16 protein-coding genes are annotated in these 21,073 nt (G+C 57.5%); 6 read left to right on the top strand and 10 right to left on the bottom strand.

The window, feature by feature from the left end:
• Positions 1–262 precede the first annotated feature (262 nt).
• On the top strand, positions 263–448 hold the full coding sequence (locus Pla100_RS20070; RefSeq protein WP_146579471.1) for a hypothetical protein: 186 nt from the start codon (positions 263–265) through the stop codon (positions 446–448).
• Positions 449–899: 451 nt separating this feature from the next.
• Here the strand turns inward: Pla100_RS20070 and Pla100_RS20065 are convergent, their stop codons facing one another.
• The 3 genes from Pla100_RS20065 to Pla100_RS20055 all read right to left on the bottom strand — a co-directional run bounded on the left by Pla100_RS20065 (position 900) and on the right by Pla100_RS20055 (position 3,406).
• Entirely contained in the window at positions 900–1,079 is a 180-nt protein-coding gene (locus Pla100_RS20065; protein ID WP_146579470.1) for a hypothetical protein, read from the bottom strand.
• 705 nt (positions 1,080–1,784) lie between these two features.
• Positions 1,785–2,816, bottom strand: coding sequence for an AEC family transporter (locus Pla100_RS20060; protein WP_146579469.1), 1,032 nt, complete (start codon positions 2,814–2,816; stop codon positions 1,785–1,787).
• Positions 2,813–3,406, bottom strand: coding sequence for a hypothetical protein (locus Pla100_RS20055; RefSeq protein ID WP_197168091.1), 594 nt, complete (start codon positions 3,404–3,406; stop codon positions 2,813–2,815). Before Pla100_RS20055 ends, Pla100_RS20060 begins: the two co-directional genes overlap by 4 nt.
• A gap of 90 nt (positions 3,407–3,496) precedes the next feature.
• Between Pla100_RS20055 and Pla100_RS20050 the strand changes: the two genes are divergently transcribed.
• Together Pla100_RS20050 and Pla100_RS20045 are read left to right on the top strand one after the other, a co-directional pair.
• Positions 3,497–5,197: a 30S ribosomal protein S1 gene (locus tag Pla100_RS20050; RefSeq protein ID WP_146579468.1), complete on the top strand. Its 1,701-nt coding sequence runs from the start codon at positions 3,497–3,499 to the stop codon at positions 5,195–5,197.
• Between the two features lie 22 nt (positions 5,198–5,219).
• On the top strand, positions 5,220–6,002 hold the full coding sequence (locus Pla100_RS20045) for a TIGR00282 family metallophosphoesterase (RefSeq protein ID WP_146579467.1): 783 nt from the start codon (positions 5,220–5,222) through the stop codon (positions 6,000–6,002).
• A 460-nt stretch (positions 6,003–6,462) separates the two neighbouring features.
• Here Pla100_RS20045 and Pla100_RS20040 read toward each other — a convergent pair whose 3' ends face one another.
• The 3 genes from Pla100_RS20040 to Pla100_RS20030 all read right to left on the bottom strand — a co-directional run bounded on the left by Pla100_RS20040 (position 6,463) and on the right by Pla100_RS20030 (position 11,823).
• Positions 6,463–9,558 (bottom strand): valine--tRNA ligase, encoded by a 3,096-nt coding sequence (locus Pla100_RS20040; RefSeq protein ID WP_146579466.1) that lies wholly within the window; start codon positions 9,556–9,558, stop codon positions 6,463–6,465.
• Positions 9,559–9,721: 163 nt separating this feature from the next.
• Positions 9,722–11,320 carry a citramalate synthase gene (cimA, locus tag Pla100_RS20035; protein WP_146579465.1) on the bottom strand — a complete coding sequence of 533 codons (1,599 nt, stop codon included), beginning with the start codon at positions 11,318–11,320 and terminating at the stop codon, positions 9,722–9,724.
• Positions 11,317–11,823 (bottom strand): hypothetical protein, encoded by a 507-nt coding sequence (locus Pla100_RS20030; protein WP_231603275.1) that lies wholly within the window; start codon positions 11,821–11,823, stop codon positions 11,317–11,319. The genes cimA and Pla100_RS20030 overlap by 4 nt, the downstream gene beginning before the upstream one ends.
• A 543-nt stretch (positions 11,824–12,366) precedes the next feature.
• Between Pla100_RS20030 and Pla100_RS20025 the strand changes: the two genes are divergently transcribed.
• From Pla100_RS20025 to Pla100_RS20015, 3 genes are all read left to right on the top strand, one after another.
• Positions 12,367–13,740, top strand: coding sequence for a trypsin-like peptidase domain-containing protein (locus tag Pla100_RS20025; protein ID WP_146579623.1), 1,374 nt, complete (start codon positions 12,367–12,369; stop codon positions 13,738–13,740).
• A 553-nt stretch (positions 13,741–14,293) separates the two neighbouring features.
• Positions 14,294–15,751, top strand: coding sequence for a sigma-54-dependent transcriptional regulator (locus tag Pla100_RS20020; RefSeq protein ID WP_146579463.1), 1,458 nt, complete (start codon positions 14,294–14,296; stop codon positions 15,749–15,751).
• Positions 15,752–15,861: 110 nt separating this feature from the next.
• Positions 15,862–16,221: a hypothetical protein gene (locus tag Pla100_RS20015; RefSeq protein ID WP_146579462.1), complete on the top strand. Its 360-nt coding sequence runs from the start codon at positions 15,862–15,864 to the stop codon at positions 16,219–16,221.
• 248 nt (positions 16,222–16,469) lie between these two features.
• Here Pla100_RS20015 and Pla100_RS20010 read toward each other — a convergent pair whose 3' ends face one another.
• From Pla100_RS20010 to Pla100_RS19990, 4 genes are all read right to left on the bottom strand, one after another.
• Positions 16,470–17,762: a cytochrome-c peroxidase gene (locus tag Pla100_RS20010; RefSeq protein ID WP_146579461.1), complete on the bottom strand. Its 1,293-nt coding sequence runs from the start codon at positions 17,760–17,762 to the stop codon at positions 16,470–16,472.
• A gap of 151 nt (positions 17,763–17,913) precedes the next feature.
• Positions 17,914–18,918, bottom strand: coding sequence for a PP2C family protein-serine/threonine phosphatase (locus tag Pla100_RS20005; RefSeq protein WP_146579460.1), 1,005 nt, complete (start codon positions 18,916–18,918; stop codon positions 17,914–17,916).
• Between the two features lie 50 nt (positions 18,919–18,968).
• Positions 18,969–19,796, bottom strand: coding sequence for a hydrogen peroxide-dependent heme synthase (hemQ, locus tag Pla100_RS20000; RefSeq protein WP_146579621.1), 828 nt, complete (start codon positions 19,794–19,796; stop codon positions 18,969–18,971).
• Between the two features lie 416 nt (positions 19,797–20,212).
• Complete coding sequence (locus Pla100_RS19990; RefSeq protein WP_146579459.1) at positions 20,213–20,965, bottom strand: hypothetical protein; 753 nt, start codon at positions 20,963–20,965, stop codon at positions 20,213–20,215.
• Positions 20,966–21,073 lie beyond the last annotated feature (108 nt).

The following is a 21,073-nucleotide window of genomic DNA, read 5'->3' as shown; positions in this document are numbered from 1 at the left end:
AGACTCTTCACGGTGAAGGAGAGGTGATTCGGATGAAACGTGCTCAGCACTGGTTTACAAAACGCCTGCACCCGGCTTGCTTCCTGTTCTTGTGGTCGGTGTTCCGTGGGGAACGCTAATCGGACACTGATCGAACGCCAATCGGATTCTGGATTCATTTTCTTGGCAGGAGAATTAGGGGCAGGTAGATTGTCAGCACCCATTTTCCTGCCGTCAATCTTCCTGCCATCAAGATGGTGAGAGTGGACCATCAACGAAAGCAGTGGGGGCATTCCTGTTTTTGATCGACTTGCCACCTAAGTTGCTCGATCCTTTGATCGAAGAAGCGTTGGTAACGATTCTGTTCTCTCGTCAGTGGCAAGGGAATGCTCTGCCAAGCACGCACGACATGGGCCATGAGTTCAACGTGCTTTTAGTCTTGTCGTCCTTGCTGGGGCAAGCCGCGTAGGCAAGCAAGCTGGGGCTCGAGCAACACAAACGGGTGAATGACTTCCATTTCGACTTGGCCGAGGGTTCCACGTCATTGATGAACGAATCAGCTCCGACGCACGGACTCCGAAGACAGCGGTGAGGATTTCAATGATGAGTGTGTCGGATTGGTTGCCACCGGCGAATTTGAAACGATCCAACAATCGATCTGCCCGAATTCCCAGTCCACGTCACGAATCACCGGCTGACCGTTTATCAAGACGCACAAGGAAATCGCTAACCACCCAGAGACATTACTGACTTTTTGCCAGTACGGATTCTCAGGCTCGTACTCGTGCTCAATAAAATGGTACTCGTACTCGTACTCGTGCTCGTGCTCGAAACCGAACGCCGATCGAGCACCGCCGATGGCTGAGTACGAGTAGGCTTGAGATTGTCAGTAACCGTTCAAGGCCGAAGGCCGTGAACGGTTACGGGGTCCAAAGTCGGCTCGCGATGATCCGATCGATTTCGGCCTGGGCTGTTGCCGGGTCGAGTTTCTCGAGTCTCGAACGATCGGCTTGTTTGACTCTGCGGGCGAACTCGCCGAGCGACTCGTTGGGAAGGGAGGGCGCGTCGGGCATGGCGATCGGCTCAGATAACAGGGACAAGCAGACGGCTTGGTATCATTTGCTGGTCCTGCCTGAGTAACGCCGCCTGCGATCGATCGAGGCAGGGGGCAATGCCAGCGGGCTGTTGATTTAGTCCTCATCGTAACCCGCTGCGTAAGCGAGGGATCATTGATATTGGCTCATCCCTCGCTTACGAACGTGTTGGTTTAATTCGAATCGTAACCCGAAGCGTGAGCGAGGGATACTTGCAGAGGATTGAATGGCGTTTGATCCCTCGCTCACGCTTCGGGTTACGATTCAATCAACACGCTGGTCAGCGAGGGATACTTGCAGAGGATTGAATGGCGTTTGATCCCTCGCTCACGCTTCGGGTTACGATTCAATCAACACGCCGGTCAGCGAGGGATACTTGCAGAGGATTGAATGGCGTTTGATCCCTCGCTCACGCTTCGGGTTACGATTCAATCAACACGCCGGTCAGCGAGGGATACTTACGGAGGATTGAATGGCGTTTGATCCCTCGCTCACGCTTCGGGTTACGATTCAATCAACACGCCGGTCAGCGAGGGATACTTACGGAGGATTGAAAGGCGTTTAATCCCTCGCTCACGCTTCGGGTTACGATTCAATCAACAGACCGTCGCGCGTCGGGTTTGTATTCATTGCGTTCAAAAATACCAAATGCGGGGATAACTGATGTAGCGATTCGATTTCGAGCGTTCAATCAAGCTGGGCGGATCGTGGTCACACCTGCAACCACCATGCGCCGACCGCCATCCACAGTGGAATCAGCACGATGCCGGCGATCGACGTTGACAAGACGACCCGCAGCGCCGTCGCGGTGTCGCCGTGATACAAACGCACGAGTACGATCGGAAAGACCGCCGACGGCATCGCCGCCTGCAGTAGCAAGACTTGTTTTAAGTCCGTTTGGGTCAACATCGATCCCGCAGCGCCAAGCATGATCAAGGGCATGACGCCTTGTCGGAACCCGATCGACAGGGCGATGACCCGCGATGCTCCGGTCCAATCGGCGGACTTGATGAAGTCGATAATGATCGCGCCGCTGAGCAGCAGCCCCATCGGGATCGAAGAGTACGCCAACATTTCGATCGATCGACTGACGGAATCGGGAATCGCGGTTTCCCAACCTAGACCACGAATCGTCAGGGCGACCGCGACGGCGATCAGTGGAGCGCTCGTGAGGGCAGGCAAGAACTGGGCGACGAGTTTCCTGATCGTCGACCGGGGCTTTCTACCGGGGTCGCTCGGCTGCCTTGCGCGATCGCTGCCGCCTGAGACGATGGCGATCCCGACGCTCCACAACGCCAGATCGACGCCGACATTGTGAAAGATCAGATCGACTTCGGCTTGTTTGTAAAAGATCTGGGCTAATGGCAACGGAATGTAACCGTAGTTACAGATGCCGGCGCAAACGGCGAAGGCGCGGTGTTGAGCGTCGTTGACAAGCCCCATCCACGGTCCGATCCATTTCGCCGTGTACCAAGCGGCGATGAAACCGCCGGCGGTGAAAGCGAACCCGAGCGCCGGCGCGGTCCAGGCCGTCGCGAGGTTTCCGAGCGTTTCATCGGTGATGATGCGGTCCAGGAACAATGCGGGCAACAACACGTTGGCGGTGATCTTGGCCAACGACATATCGGCTTCACGGGTCAACCAGTGGCGGGTCCGGCAGAACGCCCCGATGCCCATGATCAGGAACACGCCCAAGACACTGCTGACGATCAAACCAAAGTTCGACAACGGCGCGTCGTTCATTCGGATCGCTGGCCGGTCGAATCGTGGCCCATTGAACCCTGGTCGTTCGGGGCGTTCACCGAGAGGCAATGCCGCATCAAGAGCTGCCATTCGGTCCACTGGACTTGCAACCATGACTGGGTGACGGCCGGATCGGTCGCCCGCCCGCCGCAGGCTTTTTCCACATCATCAATGAATCGATACGGATCCGAAAAAACGCCCGGGTGATGGTCGGCCAATTCGATCAAGACTGGGTGCGCTGCGACACGGCGGAACCAGTACTTGGCGTTGGAGTAATCTGCTTCGCGTCGATGCATGATCCCGTGCCAAAAACTGCCCTCGGCCGACGAGTCGGCTTGGCTGATCGCGTGACTGCGGTCGAGATCACCGGCGAGCAACCACAGCCCCGCCAACGCGAGCGGCGGTAGACCGACGGCTTTCAGATCGGGCGACTTCAGCAGCGTAGCGAGTTCGCGGTCGTGAGGTTCGTCAAGCAGCCCTGGATAGGACGCGGCGAGAACGGCATCGCGGAGTCGGCCGGCCAGCGGATTGGCGGTTCGGTCGACAAAATCGTCGAAGAAATTGCGAAAAGAATCGTTGAAGTGTGGCATGGCGAAAGAGGCTACCGGGTCGCAGGCTGGATTGCTAGACTAACGGCGGACCTTCTTCATTTTCCCGCCCCACAAAATCGTCGCTGAAACATGTCCGTGACCGAGAATTCGGAATCCAATCCCCCCACCGCCCCAGCCGCCGATTCTTCGAATACGAAGCCGGAAGCGGTGTCTTCATCCGATCCGGCGGCTTCCACCGTTCCGGCAGCGCAGGCTGAAACGGCACCTACCCGGGCGGAATCAACGCAGCCTTCCGCTCAAACGAGCGGACCCAAGAAGTCGAAGGCCCCTTTGCCTCGCATCGGGGGTGCTCGTATGGGCGCCGGTCCGTTGGCTTCGCGAGGTTTGGGAGTTGCCAAACCGGTCTCGCCGGCGGCCGTTTCGACCGAAGACTTAGAGAAAGCCGAAGCCAAGAAAAGCAAATCCGGCGGCAAATCGGCCGGAAAGAAGGCGCCCCGGCCGCGATTGGCGGGCGAGAAGGATGCCGACGTGACCCGGGAAACCGCCAACGCGACGGCTGCGGCGAAACGACCGGGCAAGGTCGCCGTGCCGAACATCCGCGAAGACCTGTCCGATGATCTGATGGCCGAATTGGAAGCGACGCTGGCCGGGTCGGACGTCGACAACTACTTGTCCAGTGGGGCCGGGTTGCCCGATCGCCGAGAACCGCTCGCCGAGGGGGCTCGTGTGCAAGCCAAGGTGCTCAAGATCAAAGAAGACATCGTCTTCATCGCGCTCGGCGGACCTGACGAAGGCACGGTCCCGTTCGAGCAGTTCACCGAAGCCGAGCCCGCCCCGGGTGATTGGGTGGAGGTTTTGATCCGAGGATTCAGCCGCGAGGATGGCTTGTACTCTTGTACGTTGCCAGGCTCGGCGATCGAGGTGAGCGATTGGGACGACATCGAAGAGGGCAGCGTCGTCGAAGCCACCGTGACGGGTCACAACACGGGCGGATTGGAATGCAAGATCGGCTCGATCCAAGGCTTCATGCCGATCAGCCAAGTGACAGAATATCGCGTCGAGGACCTCAGTGAATTCGTCGACCAAAAGATGGTCTGTTTAGTTACCGAAGCCAACGCCCGACGAGGCAATCTCGTCGTCAGCCGGCGAGCCATTTTGGAGCGTGAACGCGAAGGCAAACGCAAAGAGCAACTCGAGAAGATGGAACCAGGTGACATCATCGAGGGCACCGTTCGTAGCGTCCGTGACTTTGGTGCGTTCGTTGACTTGGGCGGGCTCGACGGGTTGATTCACGTCAGCAAGCTGAGCTGGGAAAGGGTCAAGCATCCCAGCGAAGTGATTCAAGAGGGACAAAAAGTCAAAGTCCGCGTCGATACGATCGACAAACAAACCGGCAAGATCGGGTTGTCCTACCGTGATCTTTTGGAGAACCCTTGGGATACCGCCGAAAACGAATTCGCGGTCGGTTCGGTTCACACCGGCACGGTCACCCGGATCGCGGCGTTCGGTTGTTTCGTTCGCTTGACCGCCGGCGTCGAAGGCCTCGTCCACATCAGCGAATTGGCCAATCATCGGGTCTCGAAAGTGGACTCGCTGGTGAGCGAAGGCGACAGCGTGGAAGTCAAAGTGTTGAGCTTCGATCGCGATTCGCAAAAGGTCGCGTTATCGATGAAGGCCGTCCATGCCAAGCCGGTCGAAACCGAGGCCGCCGAGGAAGAAGCTGACGACCAACCGGCTCCGGAAGTGTCGATTCAGCCGCAACATACCGGTCCGCTCAAAGGCGGTAACGATCGTGCGACCGGTGGTGAACGTTTTGGCTTGCGTTGGTAGTCTTTTGAAAGGCGGGACCTGAGTGCGTTTTCTGTTCCTTGGCGATGTTGTCGGTAAGCCGGGGTACTCTGCGGTCTTATCGAACGTCGAGGAACTCAAAGACGAGCATCGCCTTGACGCCGTCATTATCAACGCCGAGAACGCCGCCGACGGGGCCGGACTGATGCCCCGACAATATCGCCGGCTGCTCGAAGCGGGCGTCGACGCGATGACGATGGGCGACCACATTTACCGCCGCGCCGAGATCATCCCGGTATTACAGAAAAGCGATCGGATCGTCAAACCCGCCAACTATCCGGCCGACGCGGCGGGAAAACCTTGGATCATCGTGCCCACCCCGGCGGGCCGCTTGGGCGTGATCTCGTTGATGGGCCGCGTGTTCATGCGGCCGGTCGATTGCCCGTTCGCGGCCGTCGAACGCGGACTCGAAGCCATGACCGATCGGACCGACGCGATCCTGGTCGACGTTCACGCCGAAGCAACCAGCGATAAGCAAGTGATCGCCCGCTACCTCGACGGTCGCGTTACCGCGGTTTTGGGAACACACACTCACGTACCCACCGCCGACGCGCATGTCATGCCCGGAGGGACCGCGATGCAATGTGATGTCGGCATGTGTGGTCCGTATCAAAGCGTGATCGGCCGCGATATTCAGCGGGTCACGAAAACCACCACGATCTTCGAACCTTGTCATTTTCACGTCGCTACCAAAGACGTGCGATTGTGCGGCGCGATCGTCGAAAGTGATGCCGACGGCAAAGCGATCTCGATCGAACGATTTGAAAAGGCAATCGCCGACGAATAGCCCGTCTAATGCAGTCTGCTCGGGCGAGAGACCGATCAAAACGTAACGGCCTGTTGATTGATGCGCACACTTGATTTGCAATGGTGAGCAACAAGGCGCTAGTGGCGTGTTGATTTAGTCTGCATCGTAACCCGAAGCGTAAGCGAGGGATCATTGATATTGACTCATCCCTCGCTTACGCAGCGTGTTACGATAAACCAATGCCACAGGCAAAAGCGCAACTTCAAAAAGCGTAAGCTAGGGATCATTGATATTGACTCATCCCTCGCTTACGCAGCGGGTTACTAAAAACCAATGCACAGACAAAATCGCTACTTCAAAAAGCGTCAGCGAGGGATACGTACAGAGGATTGAATGGCGTTCGATCCCTCGCTCACGCTTCGGGTTACGATCAACAGACTGCTAGCGTCTCGCGGCTGACTAGGTCAACATGCCGGTAACCAATGAAGTGCGTTTCAGGCTACTTTGTCTTTGTCTTCAGACGCTCGAGGTCGCTTCGGATGGTGGCGAGTTGTTGTTTGAGTGCAACGACGGACTCGCGTTCTTTCTCGACGATCTCGGCCGGGGCGCGGCTGACGAAACTTTCGTTGTTCAATTTCGATTCCTTGCCCTGGATTTGGCCAGCGATCTGACCTTGCAACTTGGTCAACCTAGCCAGTTCGGCTTCGACATCGATGAACTTTTCCAAGTCCACATGCACGTCAATGTCCACCTCCGGCAATGCCACGTGCGCGTCGGTTTCGAAGGGCTTCACGTCAGTGTCGATCGCGATGATCTCCGCCGTCGCGAGCGCTCCGAAGTACGCCGTCATCGGCTCAAGCAAGGTCTTCGATGCGGCACTGCACCGGATCGAAACCGGCATCGTTTCGCGTGGCGGGATGTTTTGACTGGCGCGGATTTGTCGGATCGCGGCGACGATCTGTTGGAACTCGTTGAACTGTTGTTCGATACTCGGATCGTGATGTTCGGTCATCGCGACGGGCCACTCGGCCGTCATCACAAACTCGCTGACGCGTTTCGGTTCGGGAACGCCACGTGTCGGTGCGAGTTGCCCGAGGTATCCCCACACCGACTCGGTCACGAACGGCATGATCGGATGCAACAAACGCAAAAGTTGATCGAGACCGTGAGCGATGACGTTTTGCGTCAGGGCCGCTTGATCGGGATCGGCGAGGCGAGGTTTGGCGATCTCGACATAGAAACTACAGAACTCGTTCCATGCGAAATCGTACAGTGATCGGGTGGCTTCGGCATATTGGTAATGATCGATCGCGTCGCTGACTTCCTTCGTCACCGTCGCCAGACGACTGAGCAACCATTTGTCTTCGATCGGCAAGGTGGCCACGTCGATGGCTTGCGGTTGGAAACCATCGAGGTTCATCAACGTGAATCGCGAAGCGTTCCAAAGTTTATTGACGAAGTTCCGAGCGGTTTCAAATCGTTCGCTAACCACGGCGGCTTTGGGCAACGCCTTGTCTGCGTCGCTTTGGGCCCACTGGGTGGAAAACGATTTCTTGCACGCCGGGCACTCGACCGTGGCTGCTTTTTGAGTCTTCTTGGTCTGGTCGCTGAGTTTCTCGCAGTGCGGGCATTCGTACTGAACCGGCAAACGAACGTCTTGCGTTCCGCTTTCGAGCCTAGCCAAGCCGAACCGCAACGCGTCGGGGCCGAACTTGTCGATCACGTCGATCGGGTCGACGCCGTTGCCCTTGGATTTCGACATGCCTTCGCCGAAACCGTCCAGGATCTTGGCATGAATGTAGACTTCGTCGAATGGAATTTCGTTAACGTTGTTCAAACCCATCAAGACCATCCGGGCGACCCACAAGGTGATGATGTCGCGGGACGTGATTAGCGTGGACGTCGGATAGAACTTTGCGAGTTCCGGTGTTTCGGCGGGCCAACCGAGCGTCGAGTGTGGCCACAAGGCGGACGAGAACCACGTATCGAGCACATCGGGGTCTTGCGTCAACCCGGTTGCCTCGACGGCCGATTCCAAACTCGCGTTCTCGTCGCGGATGCATGCGAACACGGCCAAGGTCGTTTCGCCGTCGGCGTCGGTGCGGTAGTGAATCTGTCCGGGATAATCGGCGGCGAGCTGGTCGAGTTGCTTGGTGATCGCGTCGGCGTCGGCTTGATTCAAACCGGCCGCCGTCCAGATCGGGATACGGTGTCCCCACCACAATTGACGGCTAACGGGCCAATCCCGTTTTTCGCTCAACCAATCCAAGTAGCCTTTGCGATAACGGGTCGGGAAGATTTGCACACGTTCGTCCGACACGGCATCCATCGCCGATTGGGCGAGTTGATCCATGGCGACGAACCACTGATCGGCCAAGTACGGTTCGATCGGAGTTTTGCTGCGGTCGCTGATCGGCAATTCGATCTCGCGGTCTTCGATGTCGCCGAGTAAATCGATCGCTTCCAGATCGGCAACGACGGCCTTGCGGGCCAGGGGTATCGTCAAGCCTTCGTACTTGCCGCCTTCGGCATTGATCGTGCCGTCCGGGTTGAGCACGTTGATCATCGGGAGATCGCACCGCAGCGCGACTTCGTAGTCGTTCGGATCATGGGCCGGGGTGATCTTCACGCTACCGGTTCCCTTGTCGGGTTTCGCCCATTCGTCGGCTACCAAGCGGATTTCGCGATCGACCAGTGGCAATCGCAAGGTCCGTCCGTCGGCGGCCATGTCACGAAGTTGGATCATCCCGGGAAGCATCTCGACGCGACGTTTCTCCAGCGCATCGATTTGTTCCTGGATACCGGCACGTTCTTTCTCGGTCGCCTCGGCGAGCTTTTCTCGCAACCCCTGTTCGATCTCATTGAACGCCGACTCGGGATCCGGATGCACGGCCACGGCGGTGTCGCCGAGCATGGTTTCCGGGCGCGTCGTGGCGATCTCGATGCGCGTTGGTTCGCCGGGTTTGGGGTTAATGACCGGATAAAAGATGTGCCAGAAGTGACCTTTTTTAGTCTCATTATTGACTTCGTCGTCGCTCACGGCGGTTTGCAAGAACGTGTCCCAGTTGACCAGACGTTTGCCGCGATAGATCCGCTGTTTTCCGAACAGGTCAAAGAACGTCGCGCGGACGGCGGCGGCGCATTGCGGGTCGAGCGTGAAACGCAGCCGTTGCCAATCGCAACTGCATCCCATCCGTTTGAGTTGTTCAAGAATGCGTTGTTCGTACTGGTCTTTCCATTGCCAAATCCTCCGCACGAGGGCTTCGCGTCCGAGGTCATGGCGAGTCTTGTTTTCGTCTTCTTTGAGACGCCGTTCGACCACGGCTTGGGTCGCGATGCCCGCGTGGTCGGTTCCGGGAATCCAGAGCGTTTCGAATCCCTGCATGCGTTTGCGGCGAACGACGATGTCTTGCAAAGTGTTGTTGAGCCCGTGGCCGAGGTGCAACGCTCCGGTGACGTTGGGCGGCGGGATCACGATGCTAAAGGGCGGCTTGTCGCTGGCCGGATCGGCGTGAGAGCATCCGGCATCGTCCCAACGCCGGATGATCTCGGCGGCAGCGTCGGCGTGGTCAAAACGAGTAGGAATCTCAGTCATGGATTGAAGATTGAAGATTGAAGATTGAAGATTGAAGATTGAAGATTGAAGATTGAAGATTGTAAGTAGGCTGGGTCGCAGCCGCTTCGGCGGAGACCCGGCATTAGGTCACTAAAAGCTAAAAGCCAAAAGCTAAAAGCTAAAAGCCAAAGGCTAACAGCCATTAGCCAGCCGCTTCCTTATGAAGCTTGTACTCGACGCTATCGACGAGTGCTTTCCAGCTCGCCTCGATGATGTTGTCGCTGACGCCGATCGTGCCCCAGGTTTCTTTACCGTCGGTGCTTTCGATGTTGACGCGGATCGAGGCGGCGGTTCCGGACGCGGAATCGACCACGCGGACTTTGTAATCGATCAGGCTGATTTCGCTCAATTGCGGATAGGCCCCCGTGAGGGCTTTGCGCAGCCCCGCGTCGAGCGCGTTGACCGGGCCGTGTCCTTCGGCGGCGTCGAACCACATCGTGTCGCCGACTTTCAACTTGATGATCGCTTCGGCGAAGGCCACGTTGTTTTCGACGTCCCGGTCGCCGGCAACGATGCGGTACTTGATCGTTTCAAAGTGAGGTTTGAATTTGCCGCTGACTCGTTTGATTAGCAGGTCGAACGACGCCGTCGCCGATTCGAACTGATAGCCTTGGTTTTCCAGTCGAACGACTTCGGCGAGGATTTGATTCATCAGTTCCTTGTCGTCGGCAAGGTTGTGCTTGCCCGCGATCGCTTCGATGTTGCTGCGTCCGGACAGTTCACTGACGAGGATCCGGCGTTCGTTCCCGACCAGCGCGGGATCGATGTGCTCATAAGTCGACGCCGCCTTGTTGATCGCGTGGACGTGCATGCCGCCTTTGTGGGCGAAGGCGCTCTGGCCGACGAACGGTTGGTTGTTACGCCACTGCAGGTTGGCGGTTTCGTAAACGAACCGGCTCAACTCGGTGAGCGACGTCAGGGACCTTCCGCCGAGGACTTCGTAGTCGGGTTTCTTGAGCGATAAGTTGGCGATGATCGCGATCAAATCGACGTTGCCGCATCGTTCGCCGATGCCGTTGATCGTGCCTTGGACCTGAGTCGCGCCGGCATCGACGGAGGCCAACGAATTGGCCACGGCGAGTTCAGAATCGTTGTGGCAGTGGATTCCGAATTCGACATCGAAATCGGCCAGACCTTCGCGAGCGGCACGGGTGATTTCCGCGATCTGTTCGGGCAGACTACCGCCGTTGGTGTCGCACAGGACCAACCATTTCGCCCCGCCCATCGCGGCCGCGCGAAGCGTCTTGATCGCGTATTCCGGGTTGGCTCGGTAGCCGTCGAAGAAGTGTTCGGCGTCATAGATCAGTTCGGAATGCTTGGCCAAGAACGCGCCGCTTTCGCCGATCATGTCCAGGTTCTCGTCCAAGGTCGCGCGAAGGACTTCCGTCACGTGGTAGTCCCACGTCTTGCCGACCAACGTGCAACAGGGCGTTTGCGCCGCGACGAGGGCTTTCATTCCTGGATCGTCTTCGGCTTTCATCGACCGTCGCCGCGTCATGCCGAAGGCGCAGACTTTTGTCTTGCCCATATCGAACTTGCGGATCTGTTCAAAGAACGCGACGTCCTTTTCGTTGGACAGCGGGTAACCACCTTCAACGAACTCGATCCCGATCTCGGCCAAGCGGACAGCGATATTGAGTTTGTCTTGCAGCGAAAAACTGACGCCCTCGCCCTGCGATCCGTCACGCAGCGTGGTGTCGTAGATGGAGATGGGCGTCTTCGGTGTCGGGGAGGCGGTCATGTCGATTTAGATCGGGAGAAAGAGGTCTTGGAAGAGTCGGAAGGGACGTCCACGATGGGCGGAGTTTGGTACGGGTTGTCGCTAAAGTTAGGCGGATTCGCGGGCGACTCGGCGTCGAGACGGATCGGTTGGTCGAGTTTGTCGGGGTCCGCGGGTACTTCCGGCGGAGAATCCTGAGATGATTTGGCGATCGCCGCCAGAGTCCGTGTGCGTCGTCGTCGCCAAAGGTGGGCGATGACGACGAACACCAAACTCATCAAGGTCATCACCAGGACCAGCCGCAATGAAATCGGGTTCACATACTCGCCGGCGGCCCAATGAACGGCCAACACGACAAGCCGGCCGGCTCCCATCGAAACCGCCACCAGTGAGAGCAAAAGTGCAAAAAAGACGGATTCGCGACGTCGATGAGGGTTCAGCGACACCACGCCTAAGAACAGCATCGGGATCCCGAACATCATCGGAACGAACTGCGTGTAGCTTTTCTCGGTCGTGACACTCATCCCGACGATCGTCAATCCACACAGCAGCAGCCCGAAAACGATTCCAAGTCTGGCCATGGTGAGGTGGGACGCCGGGGAAAGTGGGGGGACGACAACGCATTCGGCTCGAAAAGTCCGTTCGCGAACCCCTGTTGTAGCTTGAAAAGGCGATGAATCGTAGTGGTTGAATCAACTACCCCCGCGCCATCATTCATGCACCCCGCGACGAATTTGGCAGGTTCGGCTGTCAAGCTTGGTAAACCTTGACGGGCCGTTTATGCCGCATCAAGCGATCGTGCCCTTCGGCCCGATGCTAACCCTCGTAACGGTCATTCTGGCCGGACGTTCTGGTTGGCACACACCTTCCGATGTATCGGGGGGATCGCTGGGCGCGGGGATTGCATGAATTTGAACTACCATTATCTGGAGTCGCGTCACCTCGCGACGACGACCCGCTCGTTGCCTTGCGTTGTGGCGGTCGACTCGCCGGAATCAGCGGGTTTGACTCGCTGGCCGTGCAGCCGATACGCGATCGCTACGATTGCGGTTTTGTCGCTGGTCGTGATGTTCGGAGTGTCCCCCTCGATCGGAGAGGAACTCCACGGGGTAACCGCCACGAGCTATCGAGGGACCGATGCCGAGATTCTCCGCACGCGTCGTTCGCCGCGTGAAACCCCGACGGTCACCGCCATCCGGCGTGCTTCGCCGTCGGTCGTCAATCTGCACGGCCAAAAGACAATGCGTCCTGGCGGGGGAATTTCCCCGGGCGGCAACGGCGACGTCGCCCGTCAAGTCAACGGCATGGGCACCGGTGTCGTGATCGACCCTCGGGGCTACGTCGTGACCAACTACCACGTCGTCGAGGACGTCCAAGAAATCAACGTCACTCTGCATGATGGCAAGACGACCCGCGCGGATTTAGTGGCATCGGACCCTCGCAGCGACCTGGCTGTGGTGAAATTGAGAGGGTCGGGACCTTACGAAACCGTGCCGCGCGGCCATAGCGACGATTTAATGATCGGCGAAACGGTCATCGCCATCGGAAACGCGTTCGGTTACGTCCATACCAGCACCGTCGGCATCATCAGCGCTCTGCATCGCGACATCCCCGTTAATGAAACGCAAAGCTATCACGACTTGATTCAAACCAGTGCGGGCATCAATCCCGGCAATTCGGGCGGCCCGTTGCTCAACATCGACGGCGAGATCATCGGGATCAACGTCGCCGTTCGTGTCGGAGCCCAACAAATCGCGTTCGCCATTCCGATCGATCAAGTCTTGGAAACGGTCACCGAGATGGTCATTCGCCACAACGATCGTCGCTTCGTCATGGGAATGCGAGGCGAAGAAGCCGCCGAGGGCGGATTTCGGGTTGTTGAACTGAGCGACAGCGGGTCCGCATTTCAAAGTGGCTTGAAACCGGGCGACCGAGTGCTGAAGATCGAAGAAGAATCCGTCCAGACCCCGCTGAACTTTGCTCTCGGTGTGCTCGACGCCACCCCAGGGCAAAAACTACGAATGGAATTCGAGCGAGACGGTGAGGTTTATGAAACCTTCGTCGCCACGCTGCCGAGCTCGCGAAACGTCGCCGACCCGGTCGCCACGCTCGCTTGGCAGGTCATCGGCGTAGCGGTCCGGCCCGCCGGGGACGCGTTCACACGCCGCATGAACAGCGAGCTGAACACGAGCTACCGGGGCGGTCTAATGATCACCGACGTTCGCAAAGGCTCCGCCGCCGACGAACAGGGAATGCGGGTCGGCGACGTGCTGCTGGGGATTCATTCCTGGCAAACGTCCAGTTTGAACGATCTGGCCGGCATTCTTGAACACCCTGAAATTCAAAGTGGTCCGAAGGCGAAGTTCTACATCGTTCGTCGAGACCAAACACTCTACGGCCACATGCAATTGGCCAGCCAAACCGGGCCCGCCCGTCGGTAAATGGCCCGCCGGTATATGGATTGCCGACGGCAAAAAAAAGCCTTCGCATCGTCAAGCTGATCGAGCGAATGGATTCGATGATTGGCGAAGAGGAAACGTCCTGGGACGGAGGTTCTCGTTTCACACGACCGCACGTGTGAATGACGAGAACCTCCGTCGACCCAGCCGGGACGATCCTCTTCGCCTTTTTTTATTGAACGCGTGCTTCCCCGATCGGGCAGGAGATTTTGGGGCGTCGCGAAAGACGCCAAGACTTTCGGTGAATGGCAGACTAGTGCTTCGTCAATTATTAAATTGAGGGTTGGCTTAAAACGTGGCACGGTGGTCCCCACCGTGATTCTCGACGGAGGACCACCGTGCCACGATGATCACCGTCTCAATCACGTTTGGTCCGCTGTTTGCGTTGGGGGGTAACTGAACGATTCGGTTCCAGTTAGGTCGATCCAACATCGACCCAGCAACCTTCCAAACGAGCACCGTAGGCAATATGATGACAGCAGGCGTCGAAATTCCCTTTACCGAGGCCCAAGCTCAATCAAAATGGACCAAATCCATGCCGAACTTGCTGGTTATTGATGATGATCGTGCCATTTTGGCACTCGCTCAAAAATCGCTCGCGGCGGTCGCCGACATCACCACGGCCGCTACGGCCGCCGAAGGCCTCGAAAAGCTCCGAACCGGCGATTTTGACGCCGTTCTGCTCGATATCCAGTTGCCCGACCAAAATGGATTGGCCGTCTACTGCGAGATCCGCGAAATGGATCGCCGCCTTCCGGTCATCTTCATGACCGTCGAGGCGGCAAGCAACACGGCAATCGAAGCCATGCAGTTGGGGGCGTTTGACTACATCGGCAAACCTCTGGCCGTCGAGCCGTTGCGGGATCTCGTCGAAAAGGCGATCGAGCAACGACAGATCAGCAGCGTCCCGGTGGCCATTTCCGCAGACCGGGAAACCACCAATGACTCCGCCGAGCTGTTCATTGGTCGATCGCCCGCCATGCTGGGCGTTTTCAAGTCAATCGGAAAGGTTGCTAAACAAAATGTTCCTATCTTGATCCGTGGTGAAAGCGGTACGGGAAAAGAATTGGTGACCCGATCGCTCTACCAGTACAGCCATCGCAGCAGCGAGATCTTCCTGGCCGTTAACTGCGCCGCTCTGCCGGACAACCTTCTCGAGAGCGAGTTGTTCGGCCACGAGAAGGGTTCGTTCACCGGAGCCGAATCCCGTCGGATTGGTAAATTTGAGCAATGCAACGGTGGCACGTTGTTCCTCGATGAAATCGGCGACATGGCCCCGAGCGTCCAGGCAAAAGTATTGCGGGTCTTGCAGGAACAGCGTTTTGAGCGAGTCGGCGGCAATCGCGAACTGACCACCGACGTGCGGATCATTGCGGCCACCAACCGACCGCTCGAACAAATGGTCGAAGACGGCGACTACCGCGAAGACCTGCTCTACCGTCTTAACGGTGTGACGATCGAACTGCCGCCGCTACGCGAACGTCTTTCCGACGTGCCTGAACTGATCCACTTCTTCTTGGCACAAGCCAAACGCGAATTCAATAAGCCTGACTTGGAAGGCCTCTCGCCCGACGCAGTCGACTTGCTTACGCGGTACGATTGGCCCGGAAACGTCCGCCAACTCCGAGCCGTGATTCGTCGCTGCGTCCTAGACAGTGTGATGCCGGTCATCACGCCCGACGGACTTCCACGAGAGGTAACGGGATTCAGTCAGTCGAAAGAGAAAAGCAAGAACGGGGCGGCCACCGAAGCCGAACGCCCCGGTTCGCAGTTGCCGCAGATCGTTCGTCGCTTGTTGGATGAGAAATCGACCAACGTTTATGCCGAGGCAACTCAGTATATGGAACGTTTTGTGATCACCGAAGTGTTGCGAGAAACCAACGGCAACCAGAGCCAAGCGGCCGAAATTTTGGGAATTACACGCGGAAAACTTCGTGACCGCATCTCCACGTTCAACATCGTGCTCAAGAGTGATGTGGCAGTCGAGGAATAAGCGATTACGGCATCATAATTGCCATACTCGTCGATCGATAAGACCGGCCCTCATGAATCAGCCTCCGACTGAATCATCTCACCAAGATCATCCCCACTTGAGACAGTTAATTGAACGAAACTCAAAAAGCCCGCTTCTCCGAAGCGCTCTCACGTCTAGCGGGTGACGAAGAGATGCTGCTGATCCTAGCGGACATCGCGATCGAGGATCTACCACCGATGGTTGTGCACCTCTCAGAGCAATTGGCAGACGATGAACTGACGTCGGCTGCCGCGACCGCCCACGCCATGAAGGGATTACTCAGCAGTTTTGAGACGGGCACGCCTACGAGCGAGTTGCAGGCGTTGATCAATGCAGCCCGGTCAGGCAATACGAGCGAGGCTCAGGCGTTGTATACCAAAACCAAGCCCGCGATCGAACAGTTACTCGCCGAGATCGAAACCCTCGTCCAAAATAATCAACCGTCATAACGGCGTGTTGAGTGAGTCAGCATCGTAACCCGCTGCGTAAGCGAGGGATTAATCGCAATTAAATCCTCTGTATGTACCTCGCTCACGCATTTTCAAGTTCCACTTTTATCGTAACCCGCTGCGTAAGCGAGGGATCATTGATATTGACTCATCCCTCGCTCACGCTTCGGGTTACGATGCGAACTAAATCAACACGTTCTCACGCGTCGGGTTGTCATGCGGGTAAAGCCGACCGCTTCAAGCCCCAGCTATTCGGGCAAACGGCCTGTTTCGATGACCGGGAACTCGCTGGTTAAACCTTCGACCATGAAGGCGACCAAATCCGCTTTTTCGGATACCGAAAGATTGAGCACTTTCATCTTGTCGCTCAGCCAAGGGTTTGCGTGTCCTCCCTTGTCGTACCAGTCGATCACTTCTTCGAGTGTCTTTTGACTGCCGTCGTGCATATACGGTCCGCTGTCGGCGACGTTTCGCATGGTCGGCGTTTTGAAGGCACCGCGATCTTTGTCGTCTTGGGTTACGACGAATCGTCCTAAATCGGGTTCATCGCCTTGCATGCCCACGCCGATGTTGTGGTATTGTTCGTCGGTGAAGTTAGCGCCCGCATGGCAGGCGGTGCAATTGGCTTTGCCGAACGTCAATTCCATTCCACGAATCGCTGATTCGCTCATCGGATTGGCGGCTGCGGCATCTTTGAGTTCTTTGTAACGGGCGGCCAGCTCGGGGTCTTCGTCGATGAATTCAAGGTCATCGGCAAACGCTTTTTCAAAGTTCGCCAGTGGCGCGTAGTAATCGTATGGGGCCGGTCCGGTCACAATCGCCCGCTCGAACGTGGCGAGCGCTTTGCCGACGTTGTCAATGTTCACGCCGCTATCAAAAATCGCCTCGAACTGCGCCTTGTAGGCGGGGATCTTGGCCAGCGTCTGAACGCATACTTCGTGCGTGTTGCCCATCTCGATCGGGTTGGCGATCGGACCGACGGCTTGCTCTTCGAGCGAACCAGCGCGGCCGTCGTGGAATTGGGCTTTACTCAAGATCCGATTGAACGAAACCGGCGAGTTGCGATTGCCGGTTTGACCGGCGACTCCGATGCCGAACTGAGTGTTCGCTCCCCAACCTTGGTCGGGAGCGTGGCATGACGCGCATGAGATCGTATTGTCCGACGACAATCGGGGATCGAAATAGAGCTGTCGTCCCAGTTCGATCTTCGCCCGCGTCATCGGATTGTCGTCGGGAATGAAGATGTTCGCCGCAGCGGCATCCAAACCACGGGGCAACTTCACATCGAGCGTCTTGTGGTTATCCGGATCGCTGAGCCATTTCTCGACTTGGGAAAGTGTCAGGGGGCCGTCGCCGGGGACGCCCGAGGTCAACGTCGGATCCCCGAGATTGGCTTCCAAGGTTTGCGATGCAGAGGCGGATTCAGCCGCGGAAATCGATGGGACGAATAGGGTGCTGCTGAGCAACGCCGCGGCCAGTCCGAGCCCGCGAAGCCGGAGGCCGCGATGGGCAGTGAGCAGATCGATTAAGCTGGTTTTCATATGCAAGAATCGTGAAATGAGTGGGGGTTGGACTCCCCGCGTGAGCACGAGCAAAAACATGCGGCGGGGGAGTTGGAGGTGGGACAGGGATTCGTTTGTACCTGATGACTTCAGTATAGTCACCAAGCAACCAAATTCGATGCGTCACCGATTAACCGGGCAGCGTATCTTCGTCGGCGAATTCTTCGATCGAAACGACATCGTCTTGGCGGTCGGCCGACAGATCCGATTCGTCATCGGCAGGCCGTTCAAACGCACGCACGCCGCTCGCCTGGCGCATTTCGGGGGACGGCCGAGCGACAATGACCGTAATGTTGTCTTCACCCCCCGCTGCGTTGGCCAATCCGACCAAGTGGTGGCAGACCGGCTCGAGGTCGTCGGTCTGAGAGGTGATCACCTCGGCAATCGTTTCACTCGACACGTATCGGCTCAAACCATCGCTACACAACAAAACGGCATCTCCCTCGCGGAGGTCGACTCGCCGCACTTCGGCGGTCAATTCGTGTTGTCCGTTACCGCCGAGCACATTCCACAAGACATTGCTCCATCGGCTGCTTGCTTCGTCTTCCGGTTTTAAGCCGCCCGCGTCGACTAACTGTCGAGCGAGCGTGTGGTCGGTCGTGATTTGTTCGCAAACGTCGTCTCGGATCAGGTAACAGCGACTGTCACCTGCGTGGACCACATACATCCGGGGCCAAACGATGTACGCCATCGTCAAGGTGGTCCCCATACCTTGTTGTGATAGATCGTTGGCGGCTTCAAACAGGATTCGTTTGTGAGCTTGGTGCAGTAGTCGCTTGAGCGATTCTAAAAAATCGGCTTCGTCGTGTGTTTGTTCATGCTCGTTATGCAAGAACCAGTGCACGGTATTGAGCAATTGTTCGATCAATTGATCCATCGCCACGCTGCTGGCTCGCTGTCCCGCCGCGTGCCCACCCATCCCATCGGCGACGATCAACAATTGACCACGAGTCGAGCCGAACAAATCGCCGCTCGATCGCAGCGGTAGGCTTGAGGCTTCCACTCGCATCGACTTGCGGAGTTCCGCAATCAGAAACTGATCCTGATTCTCCGATCGGGTTCGCCCCACGTCGGTGACCCCACAGGCGTTTGCACATGGTTGCACCGGAGAATGTTCAGGCGACGGTTGATTCATCGGCCGATCTCATAAAGGAAGCCTTCACAGGCCTTGGGTGGTGAAAAACGTTACATTGCTAGGTGGCAATGCTTGAGGATCTCTTGGGGCGTCGCCCGATAGCCGACATAAAACGGTCCGAATTGCCCGTACTTGGCACTCGCTTCGTCGAATCGCATTTTGTAAACGATCTCCTTAAGATACTCCGGATTGCGTCCCCAGAGTGTCACCATCCATTCCCAGTCATCCAAACCGACACCGACGGAGATTAATTGGCTGACCTTGCCCGCGAACGCGATTCCGCTTTGAGCATGTTCGGCCATCATTTGATTGCGATCGCTGAAAGGCTCGGTGAACCAGTTCGCACCGGGGATTCGGCTCTTGTTCATCGGATAAAAACACGCCGACGGCCAATCCGGGAATTCCGGCTGCAAACGATTGCGATTCATCATCGGAAGCCGTCGTTCATACGCATTGACCTTCGCGGCCAGTTCTGGGGAATCCGGTGAGTTGCCTTCCTTGATCAGTCGTTGACGGTACTCGTCGACCGAGGGGACATACTCACTGACTTCACTCATCGAGATAAACGACCATGTCGCTTCGAGATAACGCCCGATTCCGGGTGCCAATAACGCCTGATGGATGCCTTCGACTTTGCCGGGATGCGGGTCCATGATGACGGTCGCGAAATCCGCCTCGTGCCCGCTGATCCAGTACGACGCCAACCTTTCGGGGATTCGATCGGCGGTTGGCGAATCGGCGTCTGCGGGTGCCAGAGCGTTTTGAAATTGACGCTGCAGGGTGGGGGAAAACGGTTCGTCGATCAGGTCGCGTCGGAACCGATAAAAGTAGTGCCCGACGTGCCAGCCGCGCTCGGGAATCACGCTCGGCTCGGGCAGGTTCGCCTGCGGTCGCACTCCGGCGGGCGGACCTCCGTGGCTGGTCGTCGATGGGGCACTCCCGGAGTGAGCACTGGGTGGGCCGTCGGGCCGGTGGGCTTCGGCAGTCGGATGATTCATCGTAGTTTTCGATTTTCAAGGAGCGGTCAGTCACAAGCTCCAGTTTCTACGCGATGCGGGTTCGTTGCAACGACCTGTAGAACGCTTCTTAACTCTCGTAAATAGACATTTCGCCACGACGCGCAAGGCCCGCCACGGCGGGGGCTCGCGACGATGCACTAGTGGGCTGTTGATTTAATTAGCCGTACCGCGTTAGCGGCGGTTTACACGGCCGCTAACCGGGGCTAACGCCCATCGGCTAATGGTTGTCATTCGGTATACGACTAAATCAACAGACCACTAGGCTGAAAATTGTTTCAGCGCAGCGACCATTGCAGGTATCGATCACGATATCCGTACTGGCGCGTCCAACTTCGCTTCCCCTCAGCCCCGAAATGACCGTAAGAATAGGGGGCTTTCCAACGTGGTTCGACGGTCGCACCGGGAATCGGCGGGTGCATGCTCGGACGCTCGCGAATCCAGTGCGTCCCCAGACCCAAATGCCCCGGACCGGCGCTCTTGGGATCGTTCTCGACGCCCGGAAGTTCCGGAAGAATCGACCCATGATGCGACAGCCCCGGATGCGGTGGCGTGTGATGAGGTGGCGTGTGAAGAGGTGGTCCGAGATGACCCGAGCCGGATCGAGGCAATTCATCGACCGTTGCGAAGGAATCGTTCGTAGGAATCGGCGGCATTGGCGATCCCGAAAAATGACCGTGATGGTTGCCCCCATTCCGATTGCTCGGGGGAGGCGGAACGGGGGCCTGGATAACCCGATGCGGCGGTGGGCCGACGGTCCCGTAGGAGCCTTCCGACCACCCCATGGCGTCCGGAACGGCGAGGGGCGGGTTTCCCGTTTCTAAATGCGACGCCTGCAGAACCGATCGTTCGGGCCCCGGCGGCGACGTCCGCGCTCGCGAAATGGCCTGATTCGGTGTTGGGATCTGGTCTGGCGACGAGGTTGCTTGAGGTAAATCGGCAACTTTCACCGGCGGCGGCGTGAAACGCGACCAATCTTGTTGGGCCGAAACCGAATGCGACATCAGCCCGATCGCGAAAGAAGTACCCAAGATTTTTGATCGAATCGAATTCACCAACGCTCTCCTTGCCAAAACGCCACCGATCGCCTGAAAGCCGATCGCAGTGCGTCATGGGTAGCAAACTCACGCCAGTGGAAA

Origin of the sequence: Neorhodopirellula pilleata, assembly GCF_007859915.1 — a bacterium.
In the GTDB taxonomy this organism is placed as follows: domain Bacteria; phylum Planctomycetota; class Planctomycetia; order Pirellulales; family Pirellulaceae; genus Rhodopirellula; species Rhodopirellula pilleata.
Note: the sequence above shows the minus strand (reverse complement) of the source record. Positions and strands in the feature narration are given on the sequence as shown.